Raw genomic sequence first — 23909 nt, 5'->3', positions numbered from 1 at the left:
TTTATTCTAATTAATCTCTTTTAAAGTAGGGTAAATTTTTTATAATGATGGCAAACACAATAATAACGGTTTGCACTCGCTATGCCCTTTCGCCCTTTATGGATTTCCGCACTGCTGGTCGGCTTGGTGTTTTCCGCCAAGGCTTTCTCTCAGACACTGACGCCTATCACCGTTCAGGTTAACTGGAATCATCAATTTCAATTCGCCGGTTTTTACGCCGCCATCAAGCAAGGCTATTATCAAAATGCCGGGTTGGATGTGACCGTCAAAAGCTGGAAGCCCGGCACCAATATGGTCAATGAAGTGGTTAACGGTCGGGCTGACTTTGCCACGGCTTACAGTTCGGTAATCGTCGATTACGCCAAAGGCGCGCCGATTAAGCTGGTGATGAGTTCTTTCCAGTTTTCGCCGATGGTGTTGCTGGCCCACAAGCCGGTTGAAGACCTCAAAGACATGAGCGGCATGGATGTCATGCACTTCAGCAACCTCCAGATTCAAAGCCTGATCAACAAAGCCAATACCGTGACCCAAAAGCCGTTGAAGTCGATTCCTCCTTCGGGTGATTTGAACGACTTTATCAATCACCGGGTGGACTTGTATGGCGCCTACATGACCAATGAGCCTTTTCGTCTTCAGCAAGAGGGCATCCCTTATTATGCCGTGGACCCGAAAACCTTCGGGGTGCAAAGTTACGGCGATTTGATTATCACCTCCGAACGTTTTGCCAACCGTCACCCTGAAGTGGTGCAGCGATTCAAGGAAGCCACCATTCGGGGTTGGCGCTATGCGTTGCAGCATCAGCCTGAAGTGGTGGATTATATTTTGGCGCATTATCCGGTGGTCAAATCGCGGGAAGCCTTGCTCAACGAAGCCAAGGTGACGGTGCACTATGTGAAATCCGGGTTGACGCCGATCGGGACGATTGAACCGGCAAAACTGTTGGCCACGGCGGCCGAAGCCAAGGAAGTCGGGCTGATTTCGGCTTCGGTGTTCAATCAACTCGATATGAAGGACTTTATTTTCAATGCGGCCAGTTATGTGTTTACACCGGAAGAATTGGCGTATATCGAACAGAACCCAGTAGTTTATCTGGCGAATGACATTGATTGGGAGCCGTTTGAGTTCATCGATTCCAAAGGACGTTACCGAGGCATCGCCGCCGAATATTTTCAACTGTTGTCGCAAAAAACCGGGTTGCGTTTTCAGGTCGACCAAACTCGACCTTGGGCCGAGGTGTTGAAGTTGGCGCAGGAGGGGGAATACGATGCCTTTTCCTGCGCCGTGGCGACCCCGGAGCGTTCCGAGTATATGCAGTTTACCGAGCCGTACCTGTCGTTCCCGATGGTATTGGTCGGGCAAAAAGAGCTGTCGGTGATTCCGGATTATGAACAATTAAACGGCCACACGGTGGCGGTGGTGAAAGGCTATTGGTCGCATGAGACATTGGCCAAAAACTACCCGCAAATCAAGTTGTTGCCGGTGAACTCGGTGAAAGAAGGCCTGGAAGCCGTGATTGACGGTCGAGCCATGGTGTACTCCGGTAACCTGGGGGCGATTAACTATGCCATCAACAAATATGGTTTGACCGGTATTCATGTCATCGGGCAATCCGAACACCGTTTCGAGCTGGCCATCGGGGTGCGCAAAGACAAGCCGGCTCTGTTCAGTATTCTACAGAAAGGGTTGGCGTCCATCAGTGATGAGGAGCGCCGGGAAATTTTCAATCACTGGATTCAGTTGGAAATGGTGAATCGTCTGGATAAACGCCAGTTGTTTGAGGTCGCTTTGGTGATTTTGGTGGTGGTGTTGACCATGCTGTTTTTGGTGATGTTTTATCGTTATCAAAAAAACAAGCAACAGGTTTACATCAATCAAATCCACGAGTTGACCTATGCGACCTTGATTGATCTGGAATCCTTGACCTTCGATTGGGTGAGCGAGTCCTATTGCCGTTTGACCGGCTATAACGAGCGAGAACTGTTAGGACGCTCTTATCTCGACGATCTGCCGAAAAGTAAACAGGATTATATTCAGAACTGGGTATTGGCAGGACGTACCTGGCGTGGGGAAATGGAAGGGCGTACCGCCGACGACAAACCTTATTGGGTGGAGTTGACCTTGACGCCGGTACGCAACCTCTGGGGGCGGGTTGACCAGGTCTGGGCGACCCGGGTGGACATTTCCGACCGTAAGCGTATCGAGCAGATTTCCATTACCGATGACCTGACCGACTTGTATAACCGTCGTTATTTCAATCAAGTGTTCGGGCGGGAGTTGAAACGATCGCAACGGGATGCAGTCCCTTTGTCGGTGGCGATGCTCGATATCGATTTCTTCAAAAAAATCAATGACCATTACGGTCATCAGAAAGGGGACGAAGTGTTGAAGCAAGTGGCGGATTTGCTGAAAAAACACTTTGCCCGTGAAACCGATGTGATTTTCCGAATGGGCGGGGAAGAGTTTTTTGTGCTGGCAAACTTCAAGTCACAAGCCGCTTTACAGGAGCACTTGCAAGACCTGTGCCGAGACGTGGAAGAGCTAAAAGTTCGGAATGAAAGCTCGCAGCATGGTTATCTGACGATTTCCGTGGGAGCCGCCTTCCTGCAACCGCAAGACCTGTCGGGGACAGATCAGGTTTACCATTTGGTGGACGAAGCGCTCTATGCGGCCAAACAGCAGGGGCGCAATCAGGTGGTGATGGTGAAGCCGGACGCTGTCGCTTGAAACGCAGGCATTGGCATGCATTGGGGTGAGGAAACCGTGTCGGAGCCTGAATTTCAGGCATAAAAAAACCCAGCCTTTTGAGCTGGGTCATCATCTAAGTCGGATAGAACTTATTTGATTTTGGCTTCTTTGAAGAGAACATGCTTGCGCAGAATCGGATCGTATTTCTTGATCTCGAATTTTCCGGCCATGTTACGCTTGTTTTTATCGGTTGTATAAAAATAAGCGCTTTCTGTCGATTGAAGTTTAATTTTATCGCGCATGTCGGGCTCCCTTAAACTTTCTCACCACGTGCACGCATTTCTGCAAGCACTGACTCAATACCGTTTTTATCAATAACACGCATTCCAGAAGTGGAAACGCGTAGTTTTACAAAACGGCTTTCGTTCTCAACCCAAAAACGGTGAGTTTGTAGGTTAGGTAAAAAACGACGACGAGTTTTACGATGAGAGTGGGAAACATTGTTACCGACTACAGGCTTCTTTCCTGTTACTTGGCAGACTTTGGACATTTCTCAATTCCTCTCAAAAAAGGTTAGCGAATCTCGCTACCCCTGACATTAAAAATATTCGAATATTTCTATGTTAAAACAGCCTGGGTAAGACTGTGAAAAACAAGAAGCGGAATTATCCATAAAATCCAATCAAAAAGCAAGCGTCTCGCATGGAAATGTTGTGTTGGGGGTTAAAAAAATCTTTTTTCTGTAAATTCAACGGCTTTTTAGGCGGTCCGCCTGTGTTTGGAAGCGTTGTGCGGTGTAGAGTAGCAAGCTAAAAATCAATCCGGCGGTCACGACCAATGCGATGGCGATGTACGCGAATAAATCCGGCGCCTTCATCAAAGTGCTCATTAACGAGTCTTCGTAGAAAAAGAACCAGGGATGTTCCGGCGGAAACACCCAGACATGCAGTTGGTAGAATACCTTTTCCGCTCCGAGCAGAGCCAAGAGCAGTGCGGTGACCCCCAGGCCGATTCCCAGAAACCACCAGGCCTGGCGGAAAGTCGTGTATTGGTGGCGCTTGAGTTGCCATGCACCGACAAGAAGCCAAATGCCGAAAACGACCAGGCCTGCTCGGTTCAACCAAGAGACCAGGTTGGCGACATCCTGCAAATGACCGATTTCCGGAGGGCGTAACAGTAAAATGCTTTGCCCTTCATGACGATAAACCAACGTGTCCAACCCTTTCCCTTGGTGTTGAATCGACTCGACAATGCCGTGAAACAGCGCCAGACGTTCGCTGCGAGAGGTATTCTCAAACCCTTCTCGGTAACGGTTGTCGGGGGCATAACGTTCAATGTTTTCGTGAATGCCGGCGTGGTCGTACCAAACCGGATAGAAGAAATCCGCTTTGGCCAACAGGTGCCAGCTGATCCAAAGCGATAGCAGAAACCCCGTCCAAACCCAAATAACACCTAACCAAAAAGAGGGCGTTATCCAGTATCGGGCTTGGTGCATGGTTACAAATGCCCTTGCTGTGCAAGGGACGTCCACCGTCCATGATCGCCCAAAATAATGTGATCCAAGCAACGCACATCAATCATGTCCAAGGCCTGCTTCAAGCGTTGGGTCAAATCCAGGTCGGCTTGGCTGGGCGTTGGGTCGCCGGACGGATGATTGTGCGCCAGTATCACTGCCGCTGCCTGATGGTCCAGAACGGTCTGGATGACTTCACGGGCGTGTACCGAGGCTTGATTCAGGGTGCCGGTAAAGAGCGGGACAAAGGCGATAAAATGGTGTTGCTGGTCCAGCAAGACCAAACCAAAGGTTTCCCGTGCCTGCTGGCCGATGTGGTGTTGCAATAACCGAGCGACGTTTTCCGGGTCAGTCAAGGCGTCGCCTTTGGTCAACCCGGATTCAAAGTGGCGCCGTGAGATTTCCAAAACCGCTTGGAGTTGAACGAATTTGGCTTGCCCGAGTCCCTTGGCTTCGCAAAATTCCGTTTCGTCGGCATTGAGCAGTTGGTGCAGACTACCGAAGTGGTCCAGTAAATCCTGCGCCAGTTCGACGGCGCTTTTGCCTTGCACGCCGACGCGTAGGAAAATGGCGAGCAGTTCGGCGTCACTGAGGTGTTCGGGGCCGAAGTTGAGGAGTTTTTCACGCGGACGGTCGTTTTCGTGCCAATCGGTAATTGCCATGTTTTTACGGAATTTTTGGTAAGATAATCGCCATCTTAATGAAAAGGGTTTTCACTGGCAATGTTTAAACTTGAAATGGCCGTCCGCGATTATGAGTGCGATCTGCAGGGCGTGGTCAATAACGCCGTTTACCAAAATTATCTGGAGCATGCGCGTCACGAATTTTTATTGGCCAACCAAGTGGATTTCGCGGCTTTAGCGGCGCAAGGGATCGACTTGATGGTGATTCGTGCCGAAGTGGATTATAAAGCGTCATTGCGCCCGCATGACCGTTTTTATGTGACGGTGGAAGTGGTGCTGCAGGGACGTGTTAAAGTGGTGTTCGCCCAGAACATTTATAAAGAAGACGGCACCTTGGTGGTGGCGGCGAAAACTTACGGCGCCACTGTGCAAAACGGTCGGCCGGTGCGAATGACTCCGGAATTGCTGGCATTGGCCTCCCAGGCATCGGAAGCCGGGTAGCGGTCATGAAGGTTTTATTGGGCGTCACCGGCGGCATAGCCGCCTATAAAGCACTGGAATTGGTGCGACTGTTTGTCAAAGCCGGGCATGAGGTGCAGGTGGTGATGACCGAGGGGGCCAAGGCGTTTATTCAGCCGTTGTCTTTTCAAGCTTTGTCGGGCCATCCGGTGCGCGACCAATTGTTTGATGAAACTCAGGAAGCAGGGATGGGCCACATTGAATTGGCACGCTGGCCGGATGTGATTTTGGTGGCGCCGTGTTCGGCGGAAACCCTCGCTAAGTTCCGAATGGGGCGCGCCGATGATTTGTTGACGACTCTGTGCCTGGCGTCGGATAAGCCGAAAATGTTGGCACCGGCCATGAACCGTTTGATGTGGCAAAATGAGGCCACTCAGGAAAACCTGGCGGTACTGCAGCAACGCGGTTGGCAAGTGATTCCGCCGGGAGAAGGCGAGCAGGCCTGCGGCGAAACCGGTGCCGGGCGCCTGCCGGAACCCCCGGCGATTTATGTGGCGGTGGAGCAGCAGATCGCGGACATCACGAAAAACGCCCAGGCCTGGGTGGAATTGGCGAAACATTGGCAGGGCAAACGTTTGTTGGTGTCGGCGGGGCCGACGCAGGAAGCGATGGATCCGGTGCGTTTTCTGGGGAACCGCAGTTCCGGCAAAATGGGGTTTGCCATTGCCGAAACCGCCCGGAAGTTAGGCGCGGTCGTGACGTTGGTGGCCGGGCCGGTCGCGCTGTCCGCCCATCCCGAGATTCGACGGGTGGATGTGGTGTCCGCTCAGGAGATGTTGGCGGCGGTGACCGAGCAGGTCAAACAGCAGGATGTCTTTATCAGTGCGGCGGCGGTGGCCGACTTTCGGCCGGAAACGGCGCATGACCGTAAGTTGAAAAAACAGGCCGGTCAGGATGACATGACCTTGCGTTTGGTAAAGAACCCCGATATCGTCGCCACGGTGGCGCAACAGTATCCGGATGTTTTCGTGGTGGGATTTGCCGCCGAAACGGACGATGTGCTGGCGCACGCGCGAGAAAAACGCGCCCGAAAAGGGCTGGACATGATTTGCGCCAACCGTGTCGGGGACGGGCTGGGGTTTGAAACCGACGACAACCAGTTGACCTTGATGACCGAAGCCCAGGAACGGGCATTGACGCCGTCGTCCAAGTCGCAACAAGCATTCGAGCTGTTGGCGTTCATTGCGGAAACGTCCTTTTAAAACGTCCAGGCCTGGGCATTTTTAGACTAGCGTATTTAATGTTCATTTACATGAGAAAGGAAGGGGCCGTATTTAACGTCCGCCGTTTCTCGCGTACAATTTGATACGAACTCCCTGTTTCAAAGTAATCCTAAATTAAGTGAGGCATTATGAAAGCACCAGCGTTGAAGCAACGTTTCATTCTTCCATTGGCGAGCGTGGTTGTCGCGTCCTTGTTAACGGTCAGTGGCTGTACTTTTAATAAACCGACCGAGGCATCGAAAAGCGTTTCTGTGGTGAAAGCGTTTAATGTCACCGGCTGTGAAAAGCTGGGCACCACCACGGCTCAGGTTCAGAGTTCGTTGGGGGGCGTTGAATTTTCGGAAGAGAAGGTTCAAAAAGAACTGATCAATATCGCTAAGAACGACGCCGGTACCATGGGCGGTGATTCGGTGGTTGCGGTTTCCCCCGTGATTGGCGGCATGCAAAAGTTCGACATTTATAAGTGCGCAAAATAATCGTGTGACGACTTCGTCGACGATTAAGCCCTTTCGGGTGGGTTTTCGGGCCTTATGGTCGGAAACCCTCGCCATTCATTTGAATTTTTTATTTCCTTCCTAAAATTATGTGTATGTGTATAATCTGATAAAAAGCAAATGGATAGGACAATCCAATCCGGCTGAAAAATAGATTACAGACTATGCACTCGTATCAACCGAAACAAGCCGAATTCCGGACGTTGATTCTTCAGCGACTGGATGAGGTGATCGAACCGTTTTCAGATTTCGATTCCATGTCGTTCGAGATGGAACTGGACACGCTTTTCTGTGTGTTGGATTCTCTGTCTTACACGTTGAAATCTTATGGCATGAACGCTTTTTCCGACGGGTTTGCCCGTTTGAAGCGGCGGATGATGAACGATATCCATCCGACGTTTGAAGGGTTCGATGACTTTTTGGTGGAGTTGAAGGCGCTCCGGAACCGACTGGCGGAAAGTGTCGAGACGGAATCCTTGCGGGAAGAGGACGCGCCAAGACTGTGTTTTTACGGTGTCCCGGATTCACAAATCAACGACTTGTCACGCCGAACCAGCGGTTTGAGTTTGCAGGAAGTGATTTTCCACTCTCCGACGGAATTGTCCGGACTACGTCGACGGGATATTCTGGTCTTCTCGTTGCCTGAAAACGAACAGCACAATCTGTCGTTTCTCGCCAATGTCATGGCGCAGCATTTTCCGTTGGAACAGGCCATTTACTTGGCGTCCAGCGAAGACATGGCCTTGCGATTGGATTTATCCCGGCACGGGTTCCAATTCTTTTTTGTCTGGCCGGAAGACAGTTTCTATTTCCGGCGTCATTTTTATCAGCTTTATCATAATATTGCGGCACAGTATCAACCCTATCGCGTTTGTTTGATCGGTCAGGGTGATGAATGCCGGGACCTAGAAACGCATTTGCGTGGATTGGGGGTGCACACGGCGCATTACTACGAAGCGGCGCAAGCGTTGGCGGCCGTTCGTAACGGCCTGCCGAACGCCATCGTGCTGAATCAGGATGCGACGGATGACGCGGCCTCCATGCACACGGCGTTGCGCCAGTTTCCGAATATGAAAATGGTGCCGGTGTTTCATTTTCAGACCGTCCCGGAGCATTTAGCGAAACTGGATGCCTTTAATCACTATCAGGAAGATGTGGTGTTGCCGAAAGGGACGTCGGTTTACCGTTTAGGGGCGCAAATCCTGGCGCGTTTGGATCATGAACGGGATTTGCGTTATTTCACCGAGGCGGCCGATAACGCTCTGCAAAAAGCCATCGACTATAAAACCGGGTTGGATTTCCATAACATTATTTCCGTGGCGGATCGCAAAGGGCGCATCATCGAAGTCAACGACACCTTCTGTCGTGTCAGTGGCTATACGCGGGATGAGTTGTTGGGGCAGGATCACCGCATTGTCAACTCAGGACGACACCCGCAAGAGTTTTTTGCCGAGATGTGGCGTACCATCGCTTCCGGGCGCCCTTGGCGAGGTGAAGTGTGCAACCGAGCCAAGTCGGGCGAACTCTACTGGGTGGAGTCGAGTATCATCCCGATTCTCGATACCAAAGGCCGCCCGGAAAAATACATTTCCATCCGAACCGACGTCACACATATCAAGCGAACCGAGCAGCGTCTGTTGGACGCGCAGTCCATGGCCAAAATCAGTTATTGGCAATTGAATGTGAATGATCAGACTTTGGAATGGTCCGACACCATTTATGATATTTTCGGTTACGACCGTGAGAGTTTCCCGCCGGATATCGAAGGGTTCGAGTCGATTGTCCATCCGGACGACTACGATTATGTGGTCGCCGCCAAAGCCAAACTGGCGGACCCCGAAGGTTATGCGTTTGTGCATCGCATCATTCGAGCCGATGGAACACTGCGTTACATCCAGCAACAAGGCCATCCGGTGTTTGATGAGGCTGGCAATGTGATTTTCATTTCCGGTTTCGCGCAGGATGTTACCGATGTCAAACTGGCGGAAAGTGCTTTGAAAACCAGTGAAGATCGTTTGAGCCGCAGCCAGAGTTTTGCCAATATCGGTACCTGGGATTGGAATATTCAAACGGGCGAACTCTATTGGTCCGACCGGATTGCGCCTTTGTTTGGTGGCGAACGCGTTGAAATGGAATCCAATTTTGATAATTTTGTCGACGCCTTGCATCCAGACGACCGACAAACGGTGTTGGATGCCATTACCGCCTGTGTCGAAAAGGGCGAGGACTACAATGTGGAACACCGGGTGGTCTGGGGTGACGGCACGGTGCGCTGGTTGCAGGAACGCGGTGATGTGGTGCGATCCGAAACGGGTGAAGCCATCAAAATGCTCGGTATCGTGCAGGATGTCACAGAACGTAAACAAGCCGAACAAAATTTGATTGAGGCGGTCAAGCGCGCGGAAAAAGCCGACCAAGCCAAAAGCGATTTCTTATCCAGCATGAGTCATGAACTTCGGACGCCACTGAATGCGATTATCGGCTTTGCCGAGTTGCTGAAAGATGACGGCTTGGCGGAACGTCAGTTACGGCAGGTGCACAATATCGCCGACAGTGGTGAGCATCTGTTGGCACTGATTAATCAGCTGCTGGAGCTTTCCAAAATCGAGGAAGGGGAAGTCGATATCAATATCGAGCCGACGTGCTTGGAGAATCTGGTGAAAAGTTGCCTGTCGACCATCGAACCTTTGGCGAAAAAGCACCGTATCGATGTGTTGCCAATCGCCTGGCCGGATTTCGACCGTAAAATCGATGTGGATGGGTTGCGATTCAAACAAGTGTTACTGAACTTACTGTCGAATGCCGTGAAATACAACCGTCCGAACGGCACTCTTGAACTCAAGGCGCAGACCATTGCATTACCCGGAGGACAAAAGCATGTCCGTATTGCGGTGACGGACACGGGTTATGGTATTCCGTTGGAAAAGCAACCCCAGGTATTTGCGGCTTATAAACGGCTTGGGCAGGAAACGTCGGACATCGAAGGCACCGGTATCGGGCTCAGTATCACGCAAAAGCTGGTCGAGTTGATGGATGGTGAAATCGGATTCAGCAGTGAAGAAGGCAAGGGTTCATCTTTCTGGGTGGCGCTTCCGTTGACTCCATCCGGCGTAACGGCCGTCGACGAGGCCTCGGAGGTGTTGACCGAATTTGAATGCTCGGATTGTCTGGTCAAGGTGTTGTTGGTGGATGATAACCCGAACAATATGCGATTGATGGCGGAAGCCAGTCATGATTTGAACGGTGTGGAATTGAACATTGCGCCGACGCTTGAATTGGGGTTGGATATGCTGACGTCCTATCAACCGAACTTGGTTTTGCTGGGCAAACGCCTGGCACCACAAGAGGCAACGGAAACGATTCACGCTTATAAAAACATCATGGCCGAGTCCGCCAGGATGATTTACTGTCTGATGGCCGATTTTGTTCTGGACGATGTCGATTGTATCCTGCCCGCCGAATTATCGGACTCGGATGTGACGGCCATCATCGCCAAAGCGAAAGGAATGGCCGATGTTTAGGGATCAAATTCACGAGACGAATATTCTGGTCATTGACGACCAGCAAATGAACCTAGATTTGGTGCGGGATTTGTTGGATGTTGAGGGGTTTCGCCATGTCCATACCACTAAGGATCCGTTGCAGTTGAGCCTATTGTTAAATCAGCTCGACATTGACTTGGTGTTGCTGGATATCAATATGCCGATATTGGATGGATTTGCGTGCTTGGCATTGATTAAACAGCATTTCACCGTCGACAGCGTGCCGCCGGTCATTATGCTGACGGCACAAAATGACCAGGATAACCGTGTGAAAGCGTTGAGAGGCGGTGCCAGCGATTATGTGATGAAACCGTTCAATCGTTATGAGCTGTTAAAGCGTATCGAAATTCAGCTGGAAAATTGGTTGATGAAAAAGATGTTGCGCCAACAGAATAAAATGTTGGAAAAAAAGGTCTGGGAAAGAACCAAAGCCTTGGAAGATGCGCATCACGAAATCATTTATCGGCTTGGGCGGGCAGCCGAATACCGTGATAACGAAACCGGAAACCATGTTAAACGGGTCAGTTTTTATTCCGAAAAAATCGCCTTGAAGGCCGGCCTGGGTAAAAACAAGGCGCATATGATTCGGATTGCCTCGCCGATGCACGATGTCGGTAAGATCGGGATTTCCGACGAAATCATGTTGAAACCGGGCAAGTTGTCCGACGACGAATACTTTGAAATGCAGCGTCATGTGGAAATCGGGGCGGAAATTCTTGAAGGGCACGATTCGGAAGTGTTGAGAATCGCTTATGAAATCGCGCTGACGCATCATGAAAAATACAATGGCAAGGGCTATCCCAAAGGATTGCTGGGGGAGGATATTCCCATCTCCGGACGAATTGTCGCCATCGCCGATGTCTTTGACGCCCTAACCTCCGAGCGCCCTTACAAAAAAGCCTGGAGTGTTGAAAAAGCGGTGCACCTTATCGAGTCCGAGAAAGGAGAGCATTTCGACCCCTACCTGGTGGAGTGTTTTATCGCAATATTGCCGCAGATTCTGGAAATCAAAGCGGCGTATGCCGATGCCGATAATGCCTGAAACCAGGTTCTGACGGAGTGTTTTGCAAGCCGTTATTTTGACGGCCCAGCGCCAACACAGTAGAATAACCCCAATAAAAACAGTTTTGTCGCGCCATTGCGACGTCTTTTCACTTTCAAAAAGTGGTTTTTCGAGTCTTTGATCTCGGTCAAATCATGCTCAATCCAGCGAGCGTGTTCCAATTCATTCAAGCCGTCATTCGCTTGGGTGCATGTTTGAAAATCAGAACAATAAGGTGATCTATGCCATCGGTCCGTCAGGTACAACTCAGTTTATTCTCGTTATTAGCCTTACTGGGCACGTCGGCTCAGGCCGAATACAATTTTGCCGGCGGTGTCTGGTTTAATTACAACTACAGCTTTGATGACGGTTCCGACGAACCCAATAACGGTAACTTTGGGGATGAGGCCTTTATCATCTATGCGGACGGCGCGGCCGACCCGGGCAAAGGTATTTGGTCTTACTCGGCGGAATGGCGTATGGGACCGGGAAGTTTCACCGATCCGGAGCATAATTCCACCGGTAACCAAATGTCGATGAAACGGGCTTGGGTAGGGTTTGACCTGATTAAAAACAACACCCTCAAAATCGGTAAAAGCCAAGTGCCTTTCGGCTGGAAAACCTATAACTTCTGGCCGGGCGACATGCTCATCGGTGGCTATGGCGATCAAATGGATGTGGGCTTGAAATGGCACGGTCAGACGGAAAAAATCTTATACGATTTCGCCTATTATCATCAGGACGACTTCGGTGATACCAGCAGTGACACCATGGACGATAATAACCACTGGGGTTCGCACAGCGGGGGAAAAACCCGTTATCGAAAAGTCCAGACCTGGGTGGGGAATTTTGCCGTCAACGTGAATGAAGACCATCAGGTCGGGGTATCGTTACAGACCGGTCAATTGCAAGATATTTACGATGAGAATGGCGATGATGTCGGCAACCACCCTGTGAGCGGTAACCATGCCGCCGGTGTCGTCTATTACAAAGGCCATTTCGGAGCGACATTCGTCAATGCTCAGGTGATTCAAACCCAACGCCGCTTGCCAGACCATTATGCAGACAGTGAAGGTTTGGAAAAAGACATTGAAAACACACGTTATGCCTTTGAAATTGGTCGCTCGACCGGCAACTGGACTTATTATCTGGATGCTTCCTGGGCGGATTCGCAAACCAAAGGCAATCCGGCGGGCTTGGTGTCGGCCTATGCGCCGGGCATCAAATACGATTACGGCCCCGGCTGGTTGTATGCCGAGTATCTGACGCAAGACGGTTATATCGGCATGGATGGCAATGTCGGCGAAGGGGATTTTTCCGCCTTATACCTCACAGTCGATTTTTACTTCTAAGCGTGGCGATTACGCCCAACTCTCAATACTGAAAACCGACAAGCGATAACCGATAAGGACACTCCCATGAATCAAACGACATCGTCAGACAATTCGCCAGAGACAAAGCCGGAAGCCGCCAAACTCAATCCGCCGGTTTTTTATACCGCATCAGGCCTGGTCATTTTATTGCTGCTTTATGCGGTGGTATTGCCGACCCACGCGGACAATTTTTTCGGGCACTTGCAAGATGTGATTGTCGATAACGGCAGCTGGTTTTATGTTTTAACGGTAGCGATTCTGCTCATCACGGTGGTGTTCCTGGGGCTGTCGCGTTATGGCGATATCAAGCTCGGGCCGGATCACGCCACGCCCGACTATTCCAACCTGACCTGGTTTTCAATGTTGTTTTCCGCCGGGATGGGCATCGGCCTGATGTTTTTCGGGGTCGCGGAACCGGTGATGCACTTTTTATCACCGCCGGTTGGCGAACCGGAAAGTGTTGAAGCGGCGCGCAGTGCGATGAAAATCACCTTTTTCCATTGGGGGATGCACGCCTGGGCGATTTATGCCATCGTCGCGTTGATATTGGCGTTTTTCAGCTACCGACACGGTTTGCCGTTGACACTGCGTTCGGCACTTTACCCGATTATCGGTGAGCGTATTTATGGGCCGATTGGGCATGCGGTGGATGTCTTCGCCGTGATCGGCACCATCTTCGGGATTGCCACGTCGCTCGGCTATGGGGTGCTGCAGATGAACAGTGGTTTGAATTACCTGTTCGATGTGCCGGTCGGCGTCTGGACACAGGTGGTGTTGATTGTCGCTGTGACCGGTTTGGCCGGCATTTCGGTGGCGACCGGGTTGGATAAAGGCATTCGTCGTCTGTCGGAATTGAATATGGGGCTGGCCGTCACCTTGATGTTGTTGGTACTGTTTTTAGGGTCCACGGTGTTTTTGTTGCAGGCGTTGATTCAAAATGCCGGGAATTATGTGTCCAGCATCGTCAAAGAGACATTTTTCTTGTTTGCGTATGAAAAAACCGATTGGATTGGCGGTTGGACCATCCTTTACTGGGCCTGGTGGCTGGCCTGGGCACCGTTTGTGGGGTTGTTCATTGCACGGGTGTCGCGCGGGCGCACCATTCGTGAATTTGCAACCGGCGTGCTGTTCGTGCCGGTGGGCTTCAGTATGATGTGGTTTACCTTTTTCGGGAACTCGGCCATCGACATGATTATGAACCAGGGCATGGCGAGCTTAGGCGAAGTGGTGTCTGAAGATGTCGCCATTGCCTTGTTCGCGTTCCTGGGGCATTTTCCGTTTGGCGATATTTTGTCCTTTATCGCCATTTTGATGGTGGTGATCTTTTTCGTCACCTCGGCAGATTCCGGAGCGCTGGTGGTTAATATGCTGTGTTCCAACGGGCGGGATGACACGCCGCTTTGGCAGCGACTTTATTGGGTCATCGGTGTGGGGCTGATTGCCGCGATTCTCTTGTTGGCCGGTGGGCTGGGAGCGCTGCAAACCATGACCATTGCCAGTGCCTTGCCGTTCTCGCTGGTACTGTTGGTCGCGACCTATGGCCTGATTATGGCGTTACGGGTGGATTTGGCGAAACGCGAAAGCTTGCAAATGAATGTGTCGCCGGCACCGTCCGCCTTGGACGATAACTGGAAGCAACGCTTGCATAATATTGTCGATTATCCGAGTAAAACCGTCGTCAGCCGTTACATTCGTACCGTGGCGAAACAGGCCTGTGACGAAGTGACCCGGGAGTTGCAGACGCAAGGACTCGACGCGGTGGTGGAGCTGGATTCGGAGCGAGATCGGGTGAAACTGAATGTCCGGCACGGGGACGAAACCGATTTTGTTTATGAGGTTCGCAGCCGTTCGCACTTGAAACCGGAGTTCACGCAAGTGGAGTTACCGGAAGATGAAATGGACGAAACCGCGCATTATTACCGGGCGGAGATTCATTTGCAGGAAGGCGGTCAGGATTATGACGTCATGGGTTGGTCGAAACAAGCGATCATCCAAGACATTATTGATCACTACCACAAGCACATGCACTTCCTGCATGTCTTGCGTTGAGACTTAGCTTGTAACCAGGCTTTGCCCCAGCAGTCCCAGGCAGAAACCAAGCACCGCGCCTAATGGCGGTGCCCAATGGTGTTGCATTCGTGACTGAGGTGCGATGTCCTGAAAAATCAAATACAGGATACCGCCGGAGGCAAACAGCATCACGGCACCGAGCAGGGCTTCACTTTCGGCAAAATAGGTGTAGCCCAGCAGGCCGATGATGGGGCCTAATAGAGCCAATAGCAGCATGAAACCGAGAATTTTGCGTTTGCTGCTGCCGGGTTGAGCGACCAGTTCACGGTAGGCGTTGAAGCCTTCCGGCAGGTTTTGCAGGCCGATGAATAGTGCCAGTAACGGTGCCGTCGGTGAACCCAGCGCGAAAGCTCCGCCTAAGGCTAACGACTCCGGCAGGTAGTCGAGTAACATGGCGGTAAACTGCGGTTTTTCGCGGCGTTTCAAGCCTAAAAAACGTTCCATCATAAAAAAGAACACGCCGCCCGCCAAGAAGATCAACACGCTTCCCAAGTCGTGCTGAACGTATTCCTTTCCTTCGGGCACCAGTACCAAGGCCACGGCAGCCACCAGAATACCGCCACCGAAAGCGATGATGGCGTGGCGCAGTTCATTTTCCAGCCATCTCGGCCGGATGCTTTCAAAATAGCCCAAAAGACCGCCCAGTGGAATACAGGCTCCGGCGAATAAGGTCAATAATAAAATCAGAGTGAGTTCGTTCACAGGCAGGCTTCCGTAAAAATGATGTTTGCAATCCTACTGGATGTCTTGGGTGGAGTCAAAGCTTCTTCGGGGGTGTGTTGCTCAGTCTATTTGCGTCTTATGGTGGACTCGGTTGGTGTAGAATAAATTCGTTTTCAATTTGGAAGAAGGAAAGACGGATGACCATGCAAGTGCAATACAAAATTCTCGACCCGCGTCTGGGGAATGAAATCGAACTGCCGACTTACGGCACACGCGGTTCCGCCGGATTGGACTTGCGTGCTTGTATTGACGAGGCCATGACCATCGAGCCGGGGCAAACGGTGTTGATTCCGACCGGGATGGCGATTCATTTGGATGACCCCGGATTGGCCGCGATGTTGTTGCCGCGTTCGGGGCTTGGGCATAAACATGGTATTGTGCTTGGCAATTTGGTGGGACTGATCGACTCCGATTATCAAGGTCCTTTGATGGTTTCCTGTTGGAATCGAAGCGATCAAGCCTATAGGATTGAGGTGGGTGAACGCATTGCACAAATGGTGATTGTGCCGGTGTTGCAACCCGTGTTTACCCAAGTCGAGGAATTCGGTGATGCCACCGAGCGCGGTGAAGGCGGTTTTGGGCATACCGGAACACACTGAACGGAACGCCCCAAAAGCTTGTCATATCCCTGTTATGTTAAGGCGGTATGATGGCGCGATGATTTTGATTCGAAATAGGAAACCTCATGGCTCACGTTGACCCGCGTATCTTTCGGACTTACGACATCCGTGGCATTGTCGACCAAGCCATGACCGAGGAAACGGTCTATTATGTCGGGCAGGCGCTGGGTTCGGAAATGTTGGCCGCCGGCGAGGCGCAGATCGTGCTCGGCCGCGACGGACGTTTGTCCGGTGAACGCTTTGCGCATTTGATGTCGGAAGGGTTGCGTTCGACCGGCGTCAAGGTGATTGATCTCGGTGCGGTCATGACGCCGATGGTGTATTTCGCCGCTGAGACCTTGCCCGGCGGGCATTCCTGTGTAGTCATTACCGGCTCCCATAATCCACCGGACTACAATGGCATCAAAATGGTCATTGATGGCGTCACGCTTTATGGCGAACACATCCAAAAACTGCTGCAACGTATTCAAAACGACGATTTTGTCGAATCCGCCAGGCCTGGCGATTATCAGACCTACGACATCTTTCCGGCCTACCGTGAGCGTATCCTTTCCGGTATCGCGTTAAAACGCCCTTTAAAAGTGGTGGTGGATGCCGGTAACGGCATTGCCGGCGCCTTTGCACCGGAGATTATCGAAGCCTTGGGGTGCGATGTGACGGCGATTTTTTGTGAGGTGGACGGCACCTTCCCGAATCACCATCCCGACCCGGCGAAATTGAAGAATTTGCAAGACCTGGCTGAAAAAGTCGTTGCGTTGGAGGCCGATGTGGGTTTGGCATTTGATGGCGATGGTGATCGGTGTGGCGTGGTGGATAATCGCGGAGAACCTTTGTATCCGGACCGGCAAATGATGTTGTACGCACAGGATGTGTTAACCCGCCAGCCGGGTGCGGAAGTGATTTACGATATCAAATGCACGGCCTTGTTGCCGAAGGTCATTGAAGCGGCAGGCGGTCGCGCCACCATGTGGAAAACCGGGCATTCCTATATGAAGGCCAAAATGCGCGAATCCGGCGCGGCGTTGGGCGGTGAAGTGTCCGGCCATATGTTTTTCAAGGAGCGTTGGTATGGATTTGACGACGGGGTTTACACCGCCGCCCGCATGCTGGAAATCTTGTCCGCTCAGTCGCAAACCGCCGCCGAGCTATTCGCGGCGCTGCCGAATGCCTATAACACGCCGGAAATCGATATTCCGTTTGAAGAAGGGCAGCATTATGCCTTTATGGACAAAATCAAAGCCGTAGCCGATTTCAGCGATGCCAAGGTGTTTGACTTGGACGGTTTACGGGTCGATTTCGACGATGGCTGGGGGCTAATTCGGCCTTCCAATACGTCGCCGGTAATCGTCTTGCGGTTTGAAGGGGAAACGCCGGAAGCGCTGGCCCGGATTCAGCAGCGTTTCAAAGCGCTGATGTTGGCGGTCGAGCCGACGTTGAGGCTACCGTTTTAAGCGTATGAAAATATCCGGATTTTATGCGCTGTTTTATATTGTGTAATGTGCGCGTCCTGATTAAAATAGGATTCACGATTATATAATGATAAGACAGTGAACGTTCATGGAGCAACGACTCAGAGGGGCGATAAAAGCCATTCAGGGAGTGAAAATTCCCGACCTACCGAAAGAAATCATGGAGTTGGATTCCGCACTCTCCAGCAAATTTCCCAATAACCAGCAAATCACCGAAATCATCGAAAGCAACACCAAGCTTTCCGGCGAAGTCATTCGTATCGTTAATTCCCCGATCATGAAGTTGAAAACGCCGGTCAAATCGATTCGGGAAGCGGTCGATGTGTTGGGTTATAACAACTTGAAAAACCTGGTGTTATCCGCGGCCATTCAAAACTTGTTCAATACCCGTGAGGTTCAGGAAATCATCGAGCATTCCAAAGATACGGCTTTTTGTTGTGCCGAACTGTCGGAATACGTGCATGGCGTCTCGCGTGACGAAGCTTACTTGCTAGGTTTGTTCCATAATGGGGGTTGCTTGTTGTTGGCGACCAAAGATCCTGAAAATTACCTTAAAGTGTTTTCGTTGATTAACACCAACCCGGTCAGTGGGGTGCAAAAAGAAATCGAGCGTTACGGTTCGGCGCATACCGATATCGGTATTTTGATTGGCCAGAAGTGGAAGTTGCCGGTGGAAATGCTGAATGTGATTATGTTGCACCACATGTCGCACTCCAATATCGGTCAGGAAAAAGTGCGTGGCATGATGGCGATGGTTAAAATCGCCAATGTCATCGTCAATGAAGTCTCGTTTGGGGCCTATATGACCGAAGAAGCCCGTCAGTACTTGGCTGAAGCGCAAGAAGAGTTAATGTTGTCGAACGAATCCATTAATGAGTTGCGACGTGTATTGATTGGTTCGACTTGATTTGTCGAACCGGCCAAACGGTTCAATTCGGTGTATCTGAAAGGGGCGCCCGCTTGAGGAGCGCCCCTTTTAGTTTGTCCACGGCACGTAACAGGGTTGCTTCATCGTTGGTGTAGGCAAGGCGGACATGTTGTTTAGCGCGATAGTCGCCGAAGTCGGTGCCGGGGGTCAGGGCGACACCGGTTTCATGCAGCAGTTCCAGGCAAAAGGCTTCGGCATCGTCGCTGAACGCGGAAATATCCCAGTACAGATAAAAGGCCCCATCCGGACAGAGTCGCGGTGCGAACCCAGCCGATTGCATGGCGTCCATCAAGGCGTCGCGACGCTGTTGGAAGGTTTGGCGCCGTCGCTCCAGCTCGGCCAGTGCGTCCGGTTTTAGAACCGCTAAAGCGCCGTATTGTGATAGGGTCGGTGCGGACAGGAAGAGGTTTTGACCCAAGCGTTCCAATGTCGGTATTAGAAAATCCGGCGCCACTAACCAGCCCAGGCGCCAGCCGGTCATGCAGAAAAATTTCGAGAAGGAGTTGATGACCAATACATTCTCCAAGTGGGCGCAGCGGCTCAGAATGGATTCGGCGGGACGGTCATACACCAAGCCCTGATAGATTTCATCCACCAACAAATAGGCACCTTTTTGCGCCGCGAACTCGGCCATGGCCACCAGCTCATCGGCTTCAATAACCGTGCCGGTGGGGTTGGAAGGGCTGGCGACCATCACCACTTTGATGCCGTCTTGCCAATGAGATTTCAGTGACGATAACGTCAGCTGGTAACGGGTGCTTTCGGTGACGGGCACGCTGATGAGCTGGCCTTGCAGCAGTCGCACGAATTCGCGGTTGCAAGGATAGGCCGGGTCGGGCATCAAGACCTTGTCTTTGGGGTTCAGCAAGGCGGTCAACAACAGTTGTAACCCGCTGGATGAGCCCGGGGTGAGCATAATGCGTTCTGACGGTACTTCGGCGCCGTAGAAGTTTTGGTAGAAGTCCGATAGGGCTGTGCGCAGCTCCGGTAAGCCGAGTGTGGGGGTGTAATGCGTTTGTTCGGCATTCATCGCCTGTTGTACGGCATCATGTACCTGCGGTAGAGAGCTGAAATCCGGCTCGCCGATTTCCATGTGAATGATGTCGCGTCCTTGCGCTTCAAGGGCTTTGGCCTCGCCGAGAATTTTCATGACGTGAAACGGTTGAATCTGGCGGGCGGTGTCCGCAATCGGGTAAGGTTCTGATGAGGATGATTTCATTGCGGAGCGGTTCTGATATTGGGTTGCTGAAAAAGAATATCCTATCACGTTCCGGTAGCCTTTCGGAATGGTCAGTCGGTTGTAAAGTACATCCTGGCGATGTTAAGTGCTAAAATACGATTTTTGAAGTGGTTCCCAAAAGGGTATCCGGCTTTGTGACTTGAACCAAAACGCCCAGGCCTGGCCGTTTTTAGGGATGATTATTTTTAGGAGAACTTATGCCTTCATTCGACATCGTTTCCGAATTGGACCAACATGAACTGACCAATGCCGTGGACCAAGCCAATAAAGAAGTGACCACCCGCTATGACTTCAAGGGAACCGGTTCCAGTTTCGAGCTGAAGGATTCCATGGTGACCATGAAAACCGAGTCCGACTTTCAGTTGCAGCAGATGTTGGACATTTTGATTCAAAAAGCCAATCGCCGTGGCATCGATGTGAAATGCATGGACGTCAAAGATCCGGACATTCAGTTGAAATCCGCCAAACAGGTAGTGGAGATGAAAGAAGGTTTGGATGCGGCCTTGGCGAAAAAAATCATTAAAGCCATTAAGGATTCCAAGTTGAAAGTGCAAGCGGCCAAGCAGGAAGACAGCATTCGTGTGACCGGTAAAAAACGCGATGACCTGCAAGGGGTGATGCAGTTGTTGAAAGGCATGGAAGACCTGGAAATGCCATTACAGTTTAATAATTTCCGCGATTGATACTCAATAAAATCCTCCGACGGTCGATACAGACATCAGGCTTGGTGATTAATAATACACAGAGAGGCTAACCTCCAAACGCCAGGCTGTCACAGTTCATCGACCAGAAATGAAAATGTGATTCTACGATTCACGGTGTGTGGTGCCGTGATTTAAATAAGGGAAAGTTGTTTAATATCGTGGAGTACACTTATGATTATCCAATCTTCTGCTGTTCAGCTCGAGCAGTATCATCGCTATGACGCGCAACGCTCGGATAAAACCGTGGTGGCCGTCGGCGAGAGCATCAATACGGCGCCAGGTGGTTTGAGAGCCTTGAACCTGAGTGTCAATTTTCAGCAATCCGAGCAATTCCATTATCGTAACGATTCCCGTCAGAGATTTGAGTCGGCGTCCGAAGTCACTGATGGTGACGTTCAAACCGTACACCAGCGCGAGTACTTGACGAAACAGCTCGTTCAAGTCAGTTTGGCCGGCGAAGCCGCCAGTATCGCCAACCAGAGAGTGTTTCCGGCCGGAGACGGTCCGAATTTGAGTGTCAGTGGTGAGGTGACCTTCGAGTTTGCGCATCAATTGACGATTCAGACCCAGTCCTATTCCGCTATGTCGGCCGGAGGCCAGGTGACACTGGCCGATGGCCGCAGCATCAATTTCAATTTGTTTACCTCGCATACCTCGATGACAAGTATTTCCGCCGAGACCAAAGCAACCATGAGCGCTCAGGTGATGAGCGACCCGTTGGTCATCAATTTCGGAACGGATTCGGTGGCCTTGAGCGATCAATATTTTGAGTTTGATTTAAATGGTGACGGCGACGAACAGTCGCTGGCGCAGTTGGGAAGTGGCAGCGGTTACTTGGTATTGGACCTGAATGGCGACGGTCAGGTGAATGATGGCTCCGAGCTGTTCGGCACCGAAAGCGGTAACGGTTTCACCGATTTGGCGAAGTATGATGTCGACGGCAATGGCTGGATTGATGAGGCCGACCCGATTTTTAAACAATTACAACTTTGGACGGATCAATCGAACGACACTCAATTGGTAAGTTTGGCTTCCAAAGGCGTGGGCGCGATTTATTTGGGTAACGTTGAACAAAGCGGCGATTTACGTAGCTCACAAGGGGAACTGTTGGGGCAGGTAAAAGCCGCCGGGATGGTCTTGATGGAAGACGGCGAGGTTCGAACGGCGCAGTCCATCGATTTGAGTGATCGTGTCTCGGATGATGAGTTGGACGTCGAAGCGACGGGTTTGTTTTCGGAGCGTCAGGTGGAACAGTTTGAAGCTTTTGCGGTGGCGATGAACCAAATGCAGCAGGCTCAGAATAGCTGGCAGGCACGTCTGAATCAAGCCGGTCAATCGGTATTTGATACCACCGAATCGGACAAGCCCGACGACGCGAAAAACTTTTTCGAACAGTTATTCGAATACATTCGACAGGCTATCGCCGAGCGAAAGGCGTTGCTGGAAAAAATCGAAAGCCGCTATTCTGACGGAACCTGATTCGCACACCGGCGGTGAGTGTTTACTGGCGGGAGGTGTGCTTGATCATGTCCAGCGCTTCGCGCGGAACCATCTGTTTGACTTCCGCCAAGCTGTCGTCGAACCAGGCAATGAATTGCTTGATTTCATCCAATGATACGGTTTCGTGGGCGAAGGTGATGGCGGTTTGCACATGGCCGGCCCGGTTACCGGGCAGAATCGAGAATTTGGCAAAGTTCAGATCGCGGTTCAAGGAGGTCACGAGAACAAACAGTTTCGGCGAGTGTTGATACTCTTCTTTGATTTCAAACAAACGGCTGACCACTATGCGGCTCAAGCTGTTTTTCATCAATTTCGGTTCCAGAATGTAATTATGCTGGTTATAGGTCACGATGAATTGATCCTGGGAGACTTTGCGCACGGTGTAGCCGTTATCTTGCAAGACATTGGACAGAATTTTGGTGGCATCGGCATTGTTTTTGTTTTTGAGGTCAATCATGACGTCATCTTGCGGAGAAGACGGTTGTTTGGAAAGGCTTTCGCAGCCGGTGACGAGCATTGTGGCCGTCAGAAGTAAGACGAGGAGTCGCATACGTGCATCCTAAATTTGTGTGAATGCTTGCATTGTAGCGATGCTCAGGCTTTGACTCAAGCAAAAGCCAATCGGTTTAAGGCGTTGACGGCGATCAAAAATGGTAGAATAAGCGCTTTAACCCCTTTTGTTAAGAGTCCGTCATGAGAGTTCAGAACACCATGAATTTAAATAAAGCTCAAGCTCAGAACATCGCTTCCGTTCTTGCGGAGGCCTTGCCTTATATTCAACGATTTGCCGGTAAAACCATCGTGGTGAAATATGGTGGCAACGCCATGACGGAAGAGTCGTTGAAAAACGGCTTTGCACGTGACATTGTTTTGATGAAGCTGGTGGGCATGAACCCGGTGGTGGTGCATGGCGGCGGCCCGCAAATCGGCAACCTGTTGGAGAGAGTGGGTAAGGAATCCGAATTCATCCAGGGGATGCGTGTAACCGATTCGGAAACCATGGACATCGTGGAAATGGTGTTAGGCGGCATGGTCAATAAAGAAATCGTTAACCTCATTCACCAACACAAGGGGAATGCCGTGGGGTTGACCGGCAAGGACGGTAATTTGATTCAGGCCCGTAAACTGGAAATGACGACCTTTAACGAATCCTTGAATGCGCCGGAGTTAATTGATTTGGGGCATGTCGGTGAAGTGGTGCGCATCAATACCAAGGTCTTGGATATGTTGATTCAGGACGATTTTATTCCGGTCATCGCACCGGTCGGGGTCGACTACGAAGGTCATTCCTATAACATCAATGCCGATTTGGTGGCGGGCAAGGTCGCGGAAGCACTGCAAGCCGAGAAATTGATGTTGTTGACCAATACCCCGGGCTTGTTGGACAAGCAAGGTGAATTGCTCACCGGGTTGAATGCCAGCACGGTGGATGCGTTGATTCAAGACGGAACCATTTACGGCGGTATGCTGCCGAAAATCCAGTGTGCACTGGATGCGGTGCAGAGTGGCGTGAAATCGGCACACATTATCGACGGGCGTGTCGAACATGCGGTGATGCTGGAAGTCTTCACCGATGAAGGTGTCGGCACCTTAATCACTTCGCGATAGTGGTTCGATTTAACGGCTGGAACGGGTAACGAC

At 51.2% G+C, this 23909-nt stretch carries 21 protein-coding genes; 14 read left to right on the top strand and 7 right to left on the bottom strand.

Annotation, left to right across the window (positions count from 1 at the left end; genetic code table 11):
- Positions 1-81 precede the first annotated feature (81 nt).
- Positions 82-2724 carry a diguanylate cyclase gene (locus EPV75_RS10580; protein ID WP_128385367.1) on the top strand — a complete coding sequence of 881 codons (2643 nt, stop codon included), beginning with the start codon at positions 82-84 and terminating at the stop codon, positions 2722-2724.
- Between the two features lie 110 nt (positions 2725-2834).
- On the opposite strand, the gene rpmG is transcribed toward EPV75_RS10580, so the two are convergent.
- The 4 genes from rpmG to radC form a co-directional block, all read right to left on the bottom strand.
- The gene (rpmG, locus tag EPV75_RS10575) at positions 2835-2987 is read right to left on the bottom strand and encodes a 50S ribosomal protein L33 (RefSeq protein ID WP_029938870.1); all 153 of its coding nucleotides are present in this window, start codon (positions 2985-2987) and stop codon (positions 2835-2837) included.
- An 11-nt stretch (positions 2988-2998) separates the two neighbouring features.
- On the bottom strand, positions 2999-3235 hold the full coding sequence (rpmB, locus tag EPV75_RS10570; protein WP_081836833.1) for a 50S ribosomal protein L28: 237 nt from the start codon (positions 3233-3235) through the stop codon (positions 2999-3001).
- A gap of 198 nt (positions 3236-3433) precedes the next feature.
- Positions 3434-4180: a lipoprotein intramolecular transacylase Lit gene (locus tag EPV75_RS10565; protein WP_128385366.1), complete on the bottom strand. Its 747-nt coding sequence runs from the start codon at positions 4178-4180 to the stop codon at positions 3434-3436.
- 2 nt (positions 4181-4182) lie between these two features.
- Positions 4183-4860 carry a RadC family protein gene (radC, locus tag EPV75_RS10560; RefSeq protein WP_127119247.1) on the bottom strand — a complete coding sequence of 226 codons (678 nt, stop codon included), beginning with the start codon at positions 4858-4860 and terminating at the stop codon, positions 4183-4185.
- Between the two features lie 60 nt (positions 4861-4920).
- Between radC and EPV75_RS10555 the strand changes: the two genes are divergently transcribed.
- The 7 genes from EPV75_RS10555 to EPV75_RS10525 all read left to right on the top strand — a co-directional run bounded on the left by EPV75_RS10555 (position 4921) and on the right by EPV75_RS10525 (position 15063).
- The gene (locus EPV75_RS10555; protein WP_128385365.1) at positions 4921-5322 is read left to right on the top strand and encodes an acyl-CoA thioesterase; all 402 of its coding nucleotides are present in this window, start codon (positions 4921-4923) and stop codon (positions 5320-5322) included.
- A 5-nt stretch (positions 5323-5327) separates the two neighbouring features.
- Positions 5328-6542, top strand: coding sequence for a bifunctional phosphopantothenoylcysteine decarboxylase/phosphopantothenate--cysteine ligase CoaBC (coaBC, locus tag EPV75_RS10550; protein WP_128385364.1), 1215 nt, complete (start codon positions 5328-5330; stop codon positions 6540-6542).
- Positions 6543-6691: 149 nt separating this feature from the next.
- Positions 6692-7039: a DUF4156 domain-containing protein gene (locus EPV75_RS10545; protein WP_051673430.1), complete on the top strand. Its 348-nt coding sequence runs from the start codon at positions 6692-6694 to the stop codon at positions 7037-7039.
- A gap of 182 nt (positions 7040-7221) precedes the next feature.
- On the top strand, positions 7222-10578 hold the full coding sequence (locus tag EPV75_RS10540; RefSeq protein WP_128385363.1) for a hybrid sensor histidine kinase/response regulator: 3357 nt from the start codon (positions 7222-7224) through the stop codon (positions 10576-10578).
- On the top strand, positions 10571-11641 hold the full coding sequence (locus tag EPV75_RS10535; protein WP_127119250.1) for an HD domain-containing phosphohydrolase: 1071 nt from the start codon (positions 10571-10573) through the stop codon (positions 11639-11641). Before EPV75_RS10540 ends, EPV75_RS10535 begins: the two co-directional genes overlap by 8 nt.
- A 242-nt stretch (positions 11642-11883) precedes the next feature.
- Positions 11884-12993: a hypothetical protein gene (locus EPV75_RS10530; RefSeq protein ID WP_128385362.1), complete on the top strand. Its 1110-nt coding sequence runs from the start codon at positions 11884-11886 to the stop codon at positions 12991-12993.
- Between the two features lie 66 nt (positions 12994-13059).
- Complete coding sequence (locus EPV75_RS10525) at positions 13060-15063, top strand: BCCT family transporter (protein ID WP_128385361.1); 2004 nt, start codon at positions 13060-13062, stop codon at positions 15061-15063.
- A gap of 3 nt (positions 15064-15066) precedes the next feature.
- Here EPV75_RS10525 and EPV75_RS10520 read toward each other — a convergent pair whose 3' ends face one another.
- A complete protein-coding gene (locus tag EPV75_RS10520) occupies positions 15067-15786 on the bottom strand; it encodes a ZIP family metal transporter (protein ID WP_128385360.1) in 720 nt (239 codons plus the stop codon).
- Positions 15787-15944: 158 nt separating this feature from the next.
- On the opposite strand from EPV75_RS10520, the gene dut reads away from it, so the two are divergent.
- The 3 genes from dut to EPV75_RS10505 all read left to right on the top strand — a co-directional run bounded on the left by dut (position 15945) and on the right by EPV75_RS10505 (position 18803).
- Positions 15945-16406 carry a dUTP diphosphatase gene (gene dut / locus EPV75_RS10515; protein ID WP_128385359.1) on the top strand — a complete coding sequence of 154 codons (462 nt, stop codon included), beginning with the start codon at positions 15945-15947 and terminating at the stop codon, positions 16404-16406.
- A gap of 86 nt (positions 16407-16492) precedes the next feature.
- Positions 16493-17878, top strand: a complete 1386-nt coding sequence (locus EPV75_RS10510; protein WP_128385358.1) for a phosphomannomutase/phosphoglucomutase — start codon at positions 16493-16495, stop codon at positions 17876-17878.
- Positions 17879-17984: 106 nt separating this feature from the next.
- On the top strand, positions 17985-18803 hold the full coding sequence (locus EPV75_RS10505) for an HDOD domain-containing protein (RefSeq protein WP_128385357.1): 819 nt from the start codon (positions 17985-17987) through the stop codon (positions 18801-18803).
- Between the two features lie 22 nt (positions 18804-18825).
- On the opposite strand, the gene EPV75_RS10500 is transcribed toward EPV75_RS10505, so the two are convergent.
- Positions 18826-20043 (bottom strand): aminotransferase class I/II-fold pyridoxal phosphate-dependent enzyme, encoded by a 1218-nt coding sequence (locus tag EPV75_RS10500; protein WP_128385356.1) that lies wholly within the window; start codon positions 20041-20043, stop codon positions 18826-18828.
- A gap of 218 nt (positions 20044-20261) precedes the next feature.
- Here EPV75_RS10500 and EPV75_RS10495 point away from each other — a divergent pair, with 218 nt between their 5' ends.
- Complete coding sequence (locus EPV75_RS10495; protein ID WP_029938855.1) at positions 20262-20747, top strand: YajQ family cyclic di-GMP-binding protein; 486 nt, start codon at positions 20262-20264, stop codon at positions 20745-20747.
- A gap of 192 nt (positions 20748-20939) precedes the next feature.
- Complete coding sequence (locus EPV75_RS10490) at positions 20940-22247, top strand: hypothetical protein (protein WP_128385355.1); 1308 nt, start codon at positions 20940-20942, stop codon at positions 22245-22247.
- A gap of 22 nt (positions 22248-22269) precedes the next feature.
- Here the strand turns inward: EPV75_RS10490 and EPV75_RS10485 are convergent, their stop codons facing one another.
- Complete coding sequence (locus EPV75_RS10485) at positions 22270-22818, bottom strand: YbjN domain-containing protein (protein ID WP_128385354.1); 549 nt, start codon at positions 22816-22818, stop codon at positions 22270-22272.
- 143 nt (positions 22819-22961) lie between these two features.
- On the opposite strand from EPV75_RS10485, the gene argB reads away from it, so the two are divergent.
- Positions 22962-23876 (top strand): acetylglutamate kinase, encoded by a 915-nt coding sequence (gene argB, locus EPV75_RS10480; protein ID WP_029938852.1) that lies wholly within the window; start codon positions 22962-22964, stop codon positions 23874-23876.
- Positions 23877-23909: the final 33 nt, after the last annotated feature.

The organism is Hydrogenovibrio thermophilus (assembly GCF_004028275.1).
GTDB classification, from domain to species: Bacteria; Pseudomonadota; Gammaproteobacteria; order Thiomicrospirales; family Thiomicrospiraceae; genus Hydrogenovibrio; species Hydrogenovibrio thermophilus.
The sequence above is the reverse complement of the archived record's forward strand: the minus strand, read 5'-3'. Positions and strand labels throughout refer to the sequence as shown.